This window comes from Pseudomonas sp. 10S4, assembly GCF_034344865.1.
GTDB lineage: Bacteria > Pseudomonadota > Gammaproteobacteria > Pseudomonadales > Pseudomonadaceae > Aquipseudomonas.
This window is the reverse complement of the sequence record NZ_CP133774.1, coordinates 7148178-7161373: the sequence shown is the minus strand read 5'-3', so window position 1 is coordinate 7161373 and position 13196 is coordinate 7148178. Positions and strand designations below refer to the sequence as shown.

Sequence of the window (13196 nt, the reverse complement as noted above, 5' to 3'; positions counted from 1 at the left end):
GAACTTCCCATGTTGTTGACCCGTCATCTCGATGCCAATGCCACGTTGGTTTCACTGCTCCAACCTCTGACCAATCGCGACGGTTTCGCCCCGACGGCGTTGCCGGGTGTGCAGGTGTTGCGCGCCAGTTGCGATGTGGCCCGTGGTCCGCAGATCTATGAGCCGAGCCTGGTCATCATCGTTCAGGGCAGCAAACTGGCGTATTTGGGGGCTCGTACGCTGGAATATGGCGCCGGGCATTATCTGATTCAGGCGCTGCCGGTGCCGTTCGAGTGCGAAACCTTTGCCGCGCCGGAGGGGCCGATGCTGGGGATTTCCATCGCCATCGACCGGGTACTGCTTGGCGAATTGGTGTTGGCCATGGGGCTGGTGTCGGGGCGTAACATTCCTGCGCAGACACTGGAGTCCATGACCTCGACGGTGCTCGATGATGGCATGCGCGGTTGCGTGGAGCGGTTGTTGCGCTGTCTGCACGATCCGCTGGAATGCCAGATCATGGGCCAGGCGCGTTTGCGGGAATTGTTGTTCGTCGCATTGCGTGGTCCGCAGGCTGATGTATTGCGCGCGCTGGTGGAGCAGCAGGGACAGTTCGCGCGGATTGCGGCTTCACTCAACCATCTGCACGGGCATTTCACCGAGCCGTTGAATGTCGAGACCCTGGCCAGTTGCGCGAACATGAGTGCGTCGACCTTTCATGAGCATTTCAAGCGCAGCACGTTGTTGTCGCCAGTGCAGTATTTGAAGCGCTTGCGGTTGCTCAAGGCGCAGCAGTTGTTGATGTCGGAAGGGTTGGGCGTGGCGCAGGTCGCGCACCGGGTGGGGTATCAGAGTACGTCGCAGTTCAGTCGCGAGTACAAGCGCTACTTTGAGCGTAATCCCGGGGATGAGCGCGCCGCTTGAGTTGACGTTGATTCCCTGTGGGAGCGAGCTTGCTCGCGATGGCGGTGGGTCAGCTTGCATTGATGTTGAATGATAAGTTGCTATCGCGAGCAAGCTCGCTCCCACAGGGGGCTTGTGTTGTTGCTTGAATCGTGGGCAACAAAAAGGCCCCCATTTCGGGAGCCTTGATGTTCAAGCGTTCGGCTTACATGTTCGGGTAAGTCGGGCCGCCAGAGCCTTCCGGTGCCACCCAGGTGATGTTCTGCGAAGGGTCCTTGATGTCGCAGGTCTTGCAGTGAACGCAGTTCTGGGCGTTGATCTGGAAGCGCTTCTCGCCGTCTTCCTTGGTCACCACTTCGTACACACCGGCCGGGCAATAACGCTGGGCGGGCTCATCGTACAGCGGCAGGTTTTTGCTGATCGGGATGCTCGGGTCGGTCAGCTTCAGGTGGCACGGTTGCTCTTCTTCGTGGTTGGTACCGGAGATGAACACCGAGCTGAGTTTGTCGAAGCTGATCTTGCCGTCCGGTTTCGGGTAGTCGATCTTCTTGCAGTCCGCCGCGAGCTTCAGGCAAGCGTAATCCGGCTTGGTGTCGTGCAAGGTGAACGGCAGTTTGCCGCCGAAGATGTTCTGGTCGAGCCAGTTGAAACCGCCACCAACGATAGCGCCGAACTTGTGGATCGCCGGGCCGAAGTTGCGGCTGGCGAAAAGTTCATCGTAGAGCCAGCTCTTCTTGAAGGCGTCGACGTAGGTGGTCAGCTCTTCGGTGCCGTCCTTGTCAGCGAACAACGCCTCGGCCACCGATTCAGCGGCGAGCATGCCGGACTTCATCGCGGTGTGGCTGCCTTTGATCTTGGCGAAGTTCAGGGTGCCGAGGTCGCAACCGATCAGCGCGCCGCCCTTGAAGACCATTTTCGGCAGCGAGTTCAGGCCGCCCTTGGCGATCGCGCGAGCGCCGTAGCTGATGCGTTTGCCGCCTTCCAGATACTGCTTGAGCACCGGGTGATGCTTGAGGCGCTGGAATTCATCGAATGGCGACAAGTAAGTGTTGCTGTAGGAAAGATCGACGATCAGACCGACCACCACCTGGTTGTTTTCCAGGTGATAGAGGAACGAGCCCCCGGTGTTCTCGGTGCCCATGATGTCCAGCGGCCAACCGGCGGTGTGCACCACCAGGCCTGGCTGATGCTTGGCCGGGTCGATTTCCCAGATTTCTTTCAGGCCAATGCCGTAGTGCTGGGCGTCGGCTTCGCTGTCGAGGTTGAAGCGCTTGATCAGTTGCTTGCCGATGTGGCCACGGCAACCTTCGGCGAACAGCGTGTACTTGCCACGCAGTTCCATGCCTGGGGTGTACAGGCCTTCTTTCGGATGGCCTTCGCGGTCAACGCCCAGATCACCGGTGATGATCCCGCGGACTACGCCGTTCTCGTCGAACAGCGCTTCCTGAGCGGCGAAGCCTGGGTAGATTTCTACGCCCAGGTTCTCGGCTTGCTGGGCCAGCCAGCGGCACAGGTTGCCCAGGGAGATAATGTAGTTGCCTTCGTTGTGCATGGTCTTGGGCACAAGGAGGTCTGGAATTTTTGCGCGCTGTCGGCGTTCTTGAGAACGAAGATGTCATCGCGGGTGACCGGCGTGTTCAGCGGGGCGCCGAGTTCTTTCCAGTCCGGGAACAATTCGTTCAGGGCGCGGGGTTCGAACACCGCACCGGACAGGATGTGAGCACCGACTTCGGAGCCTTTTTCGACCACGCAGACGCTGATTTCCTTACCGGCTTCGGCGGCTTTCTGCTTCAAGCGGCAAGCGGCGGAAAGACCCGCGGGGCCGGCACCGACGATGACCACGTCGAATTCCATGTATTCGCGTTCCACAGGTTATCTCCTACTCAAGGCTCAACAGTTTTTTTCTAATATGGAGGTTTGGTGTCGCATCCATGAACCCCAGCGCAATGCCGGAAGTGGACAATCGATGAACCACCTTTCTCTCTAGGTGGCGCATTATATCTACACCACTCCTAGCGTCCAATACAAACGTTTGTTTGAATCGGCTCCAGGCCAGAGAAATCAAAGTAACTCGGCTTATGACTGGCCATTTTGCCGTATTGACCGGAATAGGCGTTCCGGTCAAGATACGGGCGGTTTTGCGCTCGCCGTAGGCTGACTGTTGGTTTCAAGAGCACCTCTAAAGACAGGGCGATGGCAGTACAAGGTGATGCGCAGCGAAGATTCGGCGCGCAGTTTACACGCCGCGGTAATGAATGACTCGTCAGTCACCACTGACGAACGGTCGTCATCTACTGCGAACAGTGTCACCCCGTTCAGATGCCAGCGTTTTTAGAGGTGCCCTTGCGCCCACGAGCATCAACCGCCAGGTTCGCCTAGGCGACTTTCTTTTCACCGGAGAGTAACGAGGAATCCATGAAGGTTCTTGTAGCTGTCAAACGCGTTGTGGATTACAACGTCAAGGTTCGCGTCAAGGCGGACAATTCCGGCGTCGACCTCGCCAACGTGAAGATGTCGATGAACCCGTTCTGCGAAATCGCAGTGGAAGAAGCCGTACGCCTGAAAGAGAAAGGTGTTGCGACTGAAATCGTCGTCGTCTCGATCGGCCCGTCCACCGCCCAAGAGCAACTGCGCACCGCGCTGGCTCTGGGTGCCGACCGCGCCATCCTCGTCGAATCCGCTGAAGATCTGACGTCCCTGGCCGTTGCCAAACTGTTGAAAGCCGTTGTCGACAAGGAACAGCCTCAGCTGGTGATCCTCGGCAAACAAGCGATCGACAGCGACAACAACCAGACTGGCCAGATGCTCGCTGCACTGAGCGGCTACGGTCAGGGCACCTTCGCTTCGAAAGTTGAAGTGTCCGGCGACAGCGTTGCCGTGACCCGTGAAGTCGACGGCGGCGCGCAGACCGTTTCCCTGAAACTGCCGGCCATCGTCACCACCGACCTGCGTTTGAACGAGCCGCGCTACGCGTCCCTGCCAAACATCATGAAAGCCAAGAAGAAGCCTCTCGAAGTGCTGACTCCTGAAGCTTTGGGCGTTTCCACCGCCTCCACCAACAAGACCGTGAAAGTCGAAGCGCCGGCTGCACGCAGCGCGGGTATCAAGGTCAAGTCGGTGGCTGAACTGGTCGAGAAACTGAAAAACGAAGCGAAGGTAATCTAATCATGACTATCTTGGTAATCGCAGAGCACGACAACAAGGTAGTGGCCCCGGCCACCCTGAACACCGTGGCTGCCGCTGCGAAAATCGGTGGCGACATCCACGTATTGGTCGCTGGCCAGAACGTTGGCGCCGTGGCTGAAGCCGCCGCGAAAATCGCAGGCGTAGCTAAAGTGCTGGTGGCCGACAACGCCGCCTACGCTCACCAACTGCCGGAAAACGTCGCTCCTCTGGTTGCAGAGTTGGGCGCTGGTTACAGCCACATCCTGGCTGCCGCGACTTCCAACGGTAAAAACATCCTCCCGCGCGTTGCCGCTCAGCTGGACGTTGACCAGATCTCCGAGATCATCTCGGTTGAAAGCGCTGACACCTTCAAGCGCCCGATCTATGCCGGTAACGCCATCGCTACCGTTCAATCGAACGCTGCGGTCAAAGTGATCACCGTGCGTGCCACCGGTTTCGACCCGGTTGCCGCTGAAGGTGGTTCGGCTTCGGTTGAAGCGGTTGCTGCTGCTCACGACGCTGGCACTTCCAGCTTCGTTGGCGAAGAACTGGCCAAGTCCGATCGTCCGGAACTGACCGCTGCCAAAATCGTCGTTTCCGGCGGCCGCGGCATGCAGAACGGCGACAACTTCAAACACCTGTACGCCCTGGCCGACAAGCTGGGCGCGGCAGTCGGCGCTTCCCGCGCTGCGGTCGACGCAGGTTTCGTACCCAACGACATGCAGGTCGGTCAGACCGGCAAGATCGTTGCTCCACAGCTGTACATCGCGGTCGGTATCTCCGGCGCGATCCAGCACCTGGCCGGCATGAAAGACTCCAAAGTGATCGTTGCGATCAACAAGGACGAAGAAGCGCCGATCTTCCAGGTGGCCGATTATGGCCTGGTGGCAGACCTGTTCGAAGCAATCCCTGAGTTCGAGAAACTGGTCTAATCCAGTCGCTTGACTTATAAAGAGCCCGACCTTTTGGTCGGGCTTTTTTTGTTCCGAATTTGAGTGGGAGAGCTTTGCCATGGATCTGCGCCGCCTATGTGGCTGGTCATTGCTGATGGGATTGGCGGTTTTTCCAGGGCTAACTGTCGCCGCGGGCAAGTGTGAGCGCCTGGTGGTCACCGGCAGCCCGGATGCGCCGCCTTATCTGTGGCAAGACCCGCAAAACCCCAAACATCTGATCGGCGCCAGTGCTGACTTGTTGCAGCAAGTGGCGGGGGAGTTGGGCATCAAGGTCGAAATGCTCTACGCCGGCAAACGCTCCCAGGCTCTGGACGAAGTGCGCAGCGGGCGCATGGACATGCTGGCGGACGCACCGTTGACGTTCAATGAGTTGGAAAATCTCGATTACATCCACCCGCCGCTGCTGGAAAACGACTATCTGGTTTGGACTCGCAAAGGCTCGGCCCTGGCCTACAGCGAAGCGAAAGACCTGCACGGACATCCCGGCGCCGTGTCGGAAAAGGCTAGATTGACCCAGGAATTCGGCACTTTCGCCGAGCAGCAATTAACCCTCAGCCGTACTCCAAACCTGACCCAGGCCTTTCAGAAATTGCTGTTGGGTGAGGTGGAATATGTACTCGCCGGGCGCTACGCGGGCATGGCCGCCGCGCAGGCATTGGGCATGGTCAATGACCTGCAGGCATTCCCGCAGCCGGTCGACAAACCTGGCCTGTTCCTCGCGGTTTCCCATAACTCCGCCTGCAACGATCCTTGGTTGCGCGGACAGCTGGCCAAAAAGATGACAGAATTGCCCGCGTCCGGACTGACGGAAGCCGTGCTGCAACGCAATATCGAGCGCTGGAAGGCGCAACAACAGCAACTGCAGCCACAACCCGCCAGTACCCCAAAACAGTAGGGATTTTTAGTGAGTATTCGACCTCTTTTCGCTGCCCTGGCCGTTCTGGCTCTGGCGGGTTGTGCAGCCGATCCGGCGCCGAATGAACAAATACGCCTGACCGAGCAGGCACTCGAACAAGCCAAAGCCGTTGGCGCCACTGTTGATGATGTGCCAGAACTGAAACTGGCCGAAGACAAGTTCAACCGTGCCAAGGGCAACATGACCGACCAGTCCTACAGGAATGCGCGCATGCGGGCCGAACAAGCCGAGCTGGACGCGCGTCTGGCCGAAGCCAAGGTCCTGACCCTCAAGAGCCAGGAGCAGTTGGACGTACTCAATACCCGCATCGCTCGTCTGCGCAAGCAACTGGGAGATGCCCAATGAGCCTCAAGACCAAAGCAATCGGTGGTTTGATCCTGGCAGGCTGCGCCAGCCTGTATGGCTGCGCCGGTCAGCACAGCGACGTCGCGTTGCAGCAGGCTGGTACGGACTTCCAGAAGGTCAAGGAAGATTCCAACGTGCTGCGAATCGCGCCCAAGGACGTTATCCGCGCCGGCGAGTCCCTGGCTCGGGCCGATCGCCTGTCCACCTACTGGGGTAGCGGTTACGACGTGGTGCATTACGCGTATCTGAGCCAGCGCTACAGCGAAATTGCCCGCGAACACACCAATCAGGTGCTCAACGAGGAGCAAGCCGCGAAGCTCGAACTGGAGCGTCAGCGCCTGCAACTGGCCCTGCGCGAATCCAAGTTGCTCAGCGTGCAGCAGCAGGGCAAGTGGCTGGAAGAACAGATCGTGGCGCTGGCCACCACCCAGACTGATCGCGGGCTGGTGATGACCTTGGGCGACGTATTGTTTGACACCGGCGAAGCAGAGTTGAAGAACTCGGCGAACCGTGTGGTGCTGAAGATCGTTCAGTTCCTGCAGCTCAATCCCAAGCGCGTGGTGCGGATCGAGGGCTACACCGACAGCACCGGCGGCAAGCAGGACAATCTCAAGCTGTCCCGCGACCGTGCGCAATCGGTGGCAGACGTGCTGATGGACCTGGGCATCGAAGACAAACGCATTCAGGTCGAAGGCTACGGCGATGAATACCCGGTAGACGTGAACGCCACTGAGCGCGGTCGCGCGCAGAACCGTCGGGTGGAAATTGTGTTCTCCGACGAAAAAGGCCAGCTCGGCGCCGCCCGATAAGGGCTGCGTCACTGGAAAACCCGGCCTGCCAGTCAGCGCCGGGTTTTTTTGCGCCTGCCAATTGCTTCGCAAAGCAGTACAGATTTTGCTGACACCGCACTGTACGGTCGACTATTGTGGCAACTGTCCCAGTACACTTCTAAACTGTTCCGGTATTGTTTCACACAAGAATAAAATGCCCGTGAAATCGAGTGCTGCGTCATGACCAATCTTTTGCTCTACCAACGTATTGCTCAGCAACTGGCCGAGGACATCCGCCGTGGTGTCTACCAACCGGGGGAGCGCGTGCCTTCGGTGCGTAAGATGAGCTCGCAGCTCAATGTCAGCCATGCAACGGTATTGCAGGCTTACGCCAACCTCGAAGACCAGGGCCTGATCCGCGCCCGGCCGCAGTCCGGTTATTACGTGCACCAGACCCCGGCCCTGACCGCGCCGACACCCGACATTGCCAGGGTCGAACGGCCTGGGCTGGTTACCCGCAGCAGCATCATTCAGCAAGTACTGGTTGAATCCCGTCGCGAGGGCGTCTTCCCTCTGGGCGCTGCCGTGCCGAGCGTCGACTATTTGCCGGTGCGGGCGCTGCATCAGCAGTTGGCCAAGGTCACCCGATTTCATAGTCCGCGGGCGTTCAGCTACATGTTCAGCCCAGGTTTCGAACCGTTGCGCCGTCAGGTCGCGATCCGCATGCGCGATGCTGGCGTGGTGGTCGATCCGTCTGAAGTGGTGATCACCCACGGTTGCGTCGATGCCTTGCAGATGTCGCTTCGGGTCCTGACCCGGCCGGGCGACCTGATCGCCGCCGAGTCACCGACCTATTACGGACTGCTGCAACTGGCCGACTTGCTCGGTCTAAAAGTCATCGAAATTCCCAGCGATCCCGCCACCGGCATGAGCCTGGAAGCCTTGCAACTGGCCGCGAACCAGTGGTCGATCAAGGCCTTGGTGCTGACCACCCGCCTGAGCAATCCGCTGGGCGGCACCATGCCTGAAGAGCGCCAGAAGCAATTGCTGCGCCTGGCCTCGGATTTCGACATCCAGATCGTCGAAGACGATATCTATGGCGAATTGATGTTCGAGCAGGGCCGTACCAAAGCGCTCAAGGCTTACGACCGTTTGGATCGGGTGATCTATTGCTCAAGCTTCTCCAAAACCCTGTCGCCGGGGGTGCGGATCGGCTGGATGATTGCCGGCAAGTACCAGCAGGAGATCCAGCGTTTGCAAACGTTCAGCACCCATTCGGCGTGCAGCGTCACGCAGATGGGCATCGCGGCGTACCTGGAAAACGGTGGCTACGACCGGCATTTGCGCTATATCCGTCAGGAGTATCGCAAAAACCTCAGCGCTTTCCAGTTGGCGGTACAGCAGTATTTCCCTGAGGGTACGCAGATGAGTCGGCCAACGGGTGGCTTTATTCTGTGGGTCAGTCTGCCGGGACGGGTCAACACTCAGGAGTTGCATGTGCGCGCACTGCAGCAGGGCATCAGTATTGCGCCGGGGCTGATTTTCAGTAATACGGAGCAGTTCAATCACTGCATTCGCCTGAACTGTGGCACACCCTGGAACCGCGAGGCCGAGCGGGCATTGATGACGCTTGGCATGCTGGCGACCCAACTCTGCCAGGAGACGGCCAGCGGTTTTTGATTCCGCGGGCAGGACATCCACTGCCCGCGCTTGTCATGTCGCTTCCAACAAGCGAGCATATGGACCTCTGCCGTTAGCGCCGTTGGGTCCATGAAACCGATTTTTACTGCCGTCGGGCTGTCGATTTGCCTGTTGATGACTGTGTTACCGGAAGGTGTCATGGCGGCTGCTCAGGAAAACCCGGCCACCAACACCACCCAGACAACGACGAAGAAGCCGGTTGCGGCCAAAAAAGCGGCTCCGGTCCAAAAGAAAGCCACGCCGATAAAGAAACGTCCGCCGATTGCTTCCAAGTCCAAGCCGGCCAGCGAAGTGGTGAAAACCCAACTGCCTCCCGTCAGTCTCGACTTGAGCTTGCCTCAGCACATGGTTGAACAGCTCAAACCCTCCGGTACCGTGGCATTGCCCAAACACGACGGGGTACTGCCGCAAATGTTCGGCGACAAGACCAGTCAGTTCCAACTCAATGGTCGTCTGATCAGCAACGAAATGCAGCTGCAACTGCGTAACGAAGAGCGGCGTGACGTTGAAGGTGCGGCGCTGGAGTTCGAGTTCAAGCAGTAAATCATGCCCATCTGTAAGCCGCAGGCCAGACACTTCGTCGGAGACTGCTCAGTCACGTTCGCTTGAGCGAAAAAACCCCGGTCCAGGTAATTTTAAACAGTCGTTTTAGCGGTTACTCTGTGCCACGTCCCTTTTACATATTGCCCGTCGCGAGGTGCTTGTCGTCATGAAATGCCGTGAAGGCTGTGGCGCTTGTTGTATTGCCCCTTCCATCAGTTCAGCGATTCCCGGCATGCCCAATGGCAAAGCCGCCGGAGAACGTTGCATACAACTGTCTGTCGAAAACTTGTGCAATATTTTCGGCCAGGCAGAGCGCCCGGCAGTCTGTTCGGCCTTTGAAGCCGATGTCGAGGTCTGCGGAAACAGCAGTGAAGAAGCCATCCGGTTGATTGGCTGGTGGGAGCAAATGACGGCCGCGTGATGTGTCAAAGAACGGAACTTCAACAATAAGGAATAAGACTATGGGTTCGCTGCATCGTATTGCTGTGCTGTGTGGTTTGACGGTTCTGCTGGCCACCTCGGCTGCTCAGGCCGACGATTGGAAAGTCGCCAAAAACGAAGACGGCATCAAGGTTTCCCTGAGTGAAGTGGCCGGTTCCGATTACAAGGCCTATCAGGGCGTCACCCTGATGAAGACCACCATCGCCAAACTGCGTGCGCTCCAGGAAGACGTGGCGGGAGCCTGCACCTGGATTCACGAATGCAAAGCCCAGAAGTTGCTGAAGCACGAAGGCGACCAGAGCTGGACCTACACCCAGTTCAACACTCCATGGCCAGTGACCGCGCGTGATTCGGTGTTGCACGTCACCACCATCGAAGGTGCCGATGGCAGCCTGACCCGCAAACTCGAAGGCGTGCCGAAGTACATTCCTGAGGAAAAAGGCTTTGTACGGGTCACCAAGGTCGACGGCTTCTGGAAGTTCGTGCCCAAGGGTGATCAGGTCGAAGTGACCTATCAGGTGCACACCGAGCCAGGTGGCAGTGTGCCGTCGATGATCGCTAACAAGTTCGTGGTCGATGCCCCGTTTAATACCTTGAAAGCCCTGAAAGAACGCGCCGAGAAGTAACAGCGCCGCGCTTGTGAGAACGCCCCGACTTAGTTCGGGGCGTTTTTGTTTGGGGGTGAGCCGATATCAGCCGGTTGTGCGCAATCCAATGTGGGAGCGGGCTTGGCTGAGAGGTATCAGTGCAGCGGCTTTATTGTGTTTCCAGATATGCGTTGCACGAAATTTTCACAAAGTCTCCAAGACAATCCGACCTCGCCACTTTCCCCACGACTTAGCCTCAATGCCCGTGTTCCAGAGCGCTACAGCACAGAGTTGGACGCCTCGAACAGTAATCAATGGCAATGACGCGACTGATCGTGCAACATTTGCGCACCCGCGCAAGCCCCGGGGCCAGGTACTGGCCAACAGAGGGCAGGGCGCAGCTATATTTTTGAAACTTAAACTTCCAATGGGTCCTAAAACGACATGGCAAACCCGGACGCCCTGAATCAGCAGCGAGCTTCTAGTCGCTTGCTGCAACCGACCGTCAAATCGCATCTGGCCTACACGCTACTGTGCGCCCTGGTCATGATGGTCATGTTCAGCCTGCTGCGCGTCGCGCTGCTGGTTTACAACCGCTCGATGATCCTCGATACGCCAGCCGCGACCTTCCTTGAGGCTTTTGCCAACGGTCTGCGTTTCGACCTGCGCATCGTGGTCTATCTCATTATTCCATTGCTGTTGGCGCTGTTCAGTGCCCGGGCCATGGCGGCTCGCGGGCTCTTCCGTTTCTGGCTGACCGTGACCTCCAGCATCGCGCTGTTCCTCGGCCTGATGGAAATGGACTTCTACCGCGAGTTCCACCAGCGCCTCAACGGCCTGGTCTTCCAGTATGTGAAAGAAGACCCGAAAACCGTGATGAGCATGCTCTGGTACGGTTTTCCGGTGGTTCGCTACCTGCTGGCCTGGGCCGTGGGTACCGTGATCCTGACCCTGGCGTTCAAGGGCGCCGACCGCGCGACCCGTCCTCGTGGTCCGTTCAGCGGTGGCAGCATCGGCACGCGCCAGGTTGCGCCGTGGTATGCGCGCATCGCGGTGTTCGTGGTTTGCCTTGTGATCTGCGTGGTCGCCGCCCGTGGCACCCTGCGCCAAGGCCCGCCGCTGCGCTGGGGGGACGTTTACACCACCGATTCCAACTTCGCCAACCAGTTGGGCCTTAACGGCACCTTGCAACTGATTGCTGCTGCCAAGAGCCGGATGTCGGACGAGCGCAGCAATATCTGGAAAGCCACGCTGGATCAGCCATTGGCCCAGCAGACCGTGCGTGACATGTTGCTGACCCCGAGCGATAAACTGGTCGATCCCGACATCGCCGCGGTACGCCGTAACTACACGCCGGACACCACCAAGACCCTGCCGATCAAGAACGTCGTCGTGATCCTGATGGAAAGCTTCGCCGGTCACTCGGTGGGCGCGCTGGGTCGTCCGGGCAACATCACGCCAGCCTTCGACAAACTGTCCAAGGAAGGCCTGCTGTTCGACCGCTTCTTCTCCAACGGCACCCATACCCACCAGGGTATGTTCGCCACCATGGCCTGCTTCCCGAACCTGCCGGGTTTCGAATACCTGATGCAAACCCCGGAAGGCAGCCACAAGTTGTCCGGCCTGCCGCAATTGCTCAGCGCCCGTGACTACGACGACGTGTACGTCTACAACGGTGACTTTGCCTGGGACAATCAGTCGGGCTTCTTCAGCAACCAGGGCATGACCAACTTCATCGGACGCAACGACTTCGTTAACCCGGTGTTCTCCGACCCGACGTGGGGCGTGTCCGACCAGGACATGTTCAACCGCGGCCTGGAAGAACTGAAGGCACGTGATGGCAAGGACAAAAAACCGTTCTATGCCTTGCTGCAAACCCTGTCCAACCACACGCCGTACGCCTTGCCGACGCCATTGCCGGTAGAGCGTGTGACCGATCGTGGCAGCCTGAACGAACACTTGACCGCCATGCGCTACTCCGACTGGGCGCTGGGTCAGTTCTTCGAGAAGGCGCGTAAAGAGCCTTACTTCAAAGAAACCCTGTTCGTGGTTGTCGGCGACCATGGTTTCGGCGACGAGCAACAGATCACCGAAATGGACCTGGGCCGCTTCAACGTGCCGATGCTGATGATCGCACCTGGCATCCAGGAAAAATTCGGTCAGCGTGACCACACCGTGGGCACCCAGATCGACATCGTGCCGACCATCATGGGCCGTGTCGGTGGTGATGTGGTTCATCAATGCTGGGGTCGTGACCTGCTGAACCTGCCGGAAGGCGACAAGGGTTTCGGCGTGATCAAGCCTTCGGGCAGTGATCAGACCGTGGCATTGCTGACCGCAGACCGCGTGCTGGTATTGCCTAAAGAGATGCCGCCAAAGCTTTATCACTACGAATTGGGCGCTGACCCGAAAGGCGAAGTGATTCCAGAGTCGAGTGATGAGGCGGCCCTCAAGCTGAAACTCGAGGCGTTCCTGCAAACCGCGACCAAGAGCCTGCTGGATAATACGGCCGGTGTGGTGAACGGCAAGCCGGACTAACCGGTGACCCAATAAAAAGAGGCCCTTCAAGGGCCTCTTTTTTTGCCTGTTTAAAACTTTATATCTTGCCAAGCAAGAGCAGAATCAACAGCACCACCAACACCACGCCGAGGATGCCTGACGGGCCGTACCCCCAACTTCTGGAGTGCGGGAAGACTGGCAAACCACCGATCACCAAGAGGATCAGAATTACGATAAGAATTGTGCCCATGACGATTTCCTTACTGGAAGTGTTCTGGATTGACCGAATGTTTTAACTATCAGCCGGAATGCGATAAATCCGAACTGCTTACAAAATCCGACCGGTGCGTGCGAAAGATAATTCAAAGTTTTTTAATGTTTTTTAGAAAGCAGGCTT

The 13196-nt window shown here is 58.2% G+C and carries 12 protein-coding genes and 1 pseudogene; 11 read left to right on the top strand and 2 right to left on the bottom strand.

Translation table 11 applies throughout. From position 1 onward, the window contains the following. The first annotated feature begins 9 nt into the window (after positions 1 to 9). Complete coding sequence (locus RHM58_RS33275) at positions 10 to 900, top strand: AraC family transcriptional regulator (RefSeq protein ID WP_201256924.1); 891 nt, start codon at positions 10 to 12, stop codon at positions 898 to 900. A 184-nt stretch (positions 901 to 1084) separates the two neighbouring features. Here the strand turns inward: RHM58_RS33275 and RHM58_RS33270 are convergent. After that, positions 1085 to 2748, bottom strand: a pseudogene (locus tag RHM58_RS33270) (electron transfer flavoprotein-ubiquinone oxidoreductase). Between the two features lie 546 nt (positions 2749 to 3294). Here RHM58_RS33270 and RHM58_RS33265 point away from each other — a divergent pair. The 10 genes from RHM58_RS33265 to RHM58_RS33220 all read left to right on the top strand — a co-directional run bounded on the left by RHM58_RS33265 (position 3295) and on the right by RHM58_RS33220 (position 12838). Further along, positions 3295 to 4044 (top strand): electron transfer flavoprotein subunit beta/FixA family protein, encoded by a 750-nt coding sequence (locus RHM58_RS33265; protein ID WP_201191463.1) that lies wholly within the window; start codon positions 3295 to 3297, stop codon positions 4042 to 4044. A 2-nt stretch (positions 4045 to 4046) separates the two neighbouring features. Next, positions 4047 to 4976: an electron transfer flavoprotein subunit alpha/FixB family protein gene (locus RHM58_RS33260; protein WP_201205677.1), complete on the top strand. Its 930-nt coding sequence runs from the start codon at positions 4047 to 4049 to the stop codon at positions 4974 to 4976. Between the two features lie 79 nt (positions 4977 to 5055). Further along, positions 5056 to 5892 carry a substrate-binding periplasmic protein gene (locus tag RHM58_RS33255; protein ID WP_322269310.1) on the top strand — a complete coding sequence of 279 codons (837 nt, stop codon included), beginning with the start codon at positions 5056 to 5058 and terminating at the stop codon, positions 5890 to 5892. A gap of 9 nt (positions 5893 to 5901) precedes the next feature. After that, positions 5902 to 6258, top strand: coding sequence for a DUF4398 domain-containing protein (locus RHM58_RS33250; protein ID WP_201205674.1), 357 nt, complete (start codon positions 5902 to 5904; stop codon positions 6256 to 6258). After that, a complete protein-coding gene (locus tag RHM58_RS33245; RefSeq protein ID WP_201205673.1) occupies positions 6255 to 7067 on the top strand; it encodes an OmpA family protein in 813 nt (270 codons plus the stop codon). The genes RHM58_RS33250 and RHM58_RS33245 overlap by 4 nt, the downstream gene beginning before the upstream one ends. Before the next feature lie 201 nt (positions 7068 to 7268). Next, positions 7269 to 8708 carry a PLP-dependent aminotransferase family protein gene (locus RHM58_RS33240; protein ID WP_123510082.1) on the top strand — a complete coding sequence of 480 codons (1440 nt, stop codon included), beginning with the start codon at positions 7269 to 7271 and terminating at the stop codon, positions 8706 to 8708. A gap of 90 nt (positions 8709 to 8798) precedes the next feature. After that, positions 8799 to 9272, top strand: a complete 474-nt coding sequence (locus RHM58_RS33235; RefSeq protein WP_201256923.1) for a translation initiation factor 2 — start codon at positions 8799 to 8801, stop codon at positions 9270 to 9272. 166 nt (positions 9273 to 9438) lie between these two features. Next, a complete protein-coding gene (locus tag RHM58_RS33230) occupies positions 9439 to 9693 on the top strand; it encodes a YkgJ family cysteine cluster protein (protein ID WP_201205667.1) in 255 nt (84 codons plus the stop codon). 40 nt (positions 9694 to 9733) lie between these two features. Continuing rightward, positions 9734 to 10339 carry an START domain-containing protein gene (locus tag RHM58_RS33225; protein WP_201205665.1) on the top strand — a complete coding sequence of 202 codons (606 nt, stop codon included), beginning with the start codon at positions 9734 to 9736 and terminating at the stop codon, positions 10337 to 10339. 405 nt (positions 10340 to 10744) lie between these two features. Beyond that, on the top strand, positions 10745 to 12838 hold the full coding sequence (locus tag RHM58_RS33220) for an LTA synthase family protein (RefSeq protein WP_322269307.1): 2094 nt from the start codon (positions 10745 to 10747) through the stop codon (positions 12836 to 12838). A 58-nt stretch (positions 12839 to 12896) separates the two neighbouring features. On the opposite strand, the gene RHM58_RS33215 is transcribed toward RHM58_RS33220, so the two are convergent. Next, positions 12897 to 13055, bottom strand: coding sequence for a DUF3309 family protein (locus RHM58_RS33215; protein WP_201206751.1), 159 nt, complete (start codon positions 13053 to 13055; stop codon positions 12897 to 12899). Between the last annotated feature and the right edge of the window lie 141 nt (positions 13056 to 13196).

What these genes read in the sequence shown, in the direction of transcription:
- RHM58_RS33275 (WP_201256924.1), top strand. Translation starts at nt 10, where the DNA reads ATGTTGTTGACCCGTCATCTCGATGCCAATGCCACGTTGGTTTCACTG.
- RHM58_RS33265 (WP_201191463.1), top strand. Translation starts at nt 3,295, where the DNA reads ATGAAGGTTCTTGTAGCTGTCAAACGCGTTGTGGATTACAACGTCAAG.
- RHM58_RS33260 (WP_201205677.1), top strand. Translation starts at nt 4,047, where the DNA reads ATGACTATCTTGGTAATCGCAGAGCACGACAACAAGGTAGTGGCCCCG.
- RHM58_RS33255 (WP_322269310.1), top strand. Translation starts at nt 5,056, where the DNA reads ATGGATCTGCGCCGCCTATGTGGCTGGTCATTGCTGATGGGATTGGCG.
- RHM58_RS33245 (WP_201205673.1), top strand. Translation starts at nt 6,255, where the DNA reads ATGAGCCTCAAGACCAAAGCAATCGGTGGTTTGATCCTGGCAGGCTGC.
- RHM58_RS33240 (WP_123510082.1), top strand. Translation starts at nt 7,269, where the DNA reads ATGACCAATCTTTTGCTCTACCAACGTATTGCTCAGCAACTGGCCGAG.
- RHM58_RS33235 (WP_201256923.1), top strand. Translation starts at nt 8,799, where the DNA reads ATGAAACCGATTTTTACTGCCGTCGGGCTGTCGATTTGCCTGTTGATG.
- RHM58_RS33230 (WP_201205667.1), top strand. Translation starts at nt 9,439, where the DNA reads ATGAAATGCCGTGAAGGCTGTGGCGCTTGTTGTATTGCCCCTTCCATC.
- RHM58_RS33225 (WP_201205665.1), top strand. Translation starts at nt 9,734, where the DNA reads ATGGGTTCGCTGCATCGTATTGCTGTGCTGTGTGGTTTGACGGTTCTG.
- RHM58_RS33220 (WP_322269307.1), top strand. Translation starts at nt 10,745, where the DNA reads ATGGCAAACCCGGACGCCCTGAATCAGCAGCGAGCTTCTAGTCGCTTG.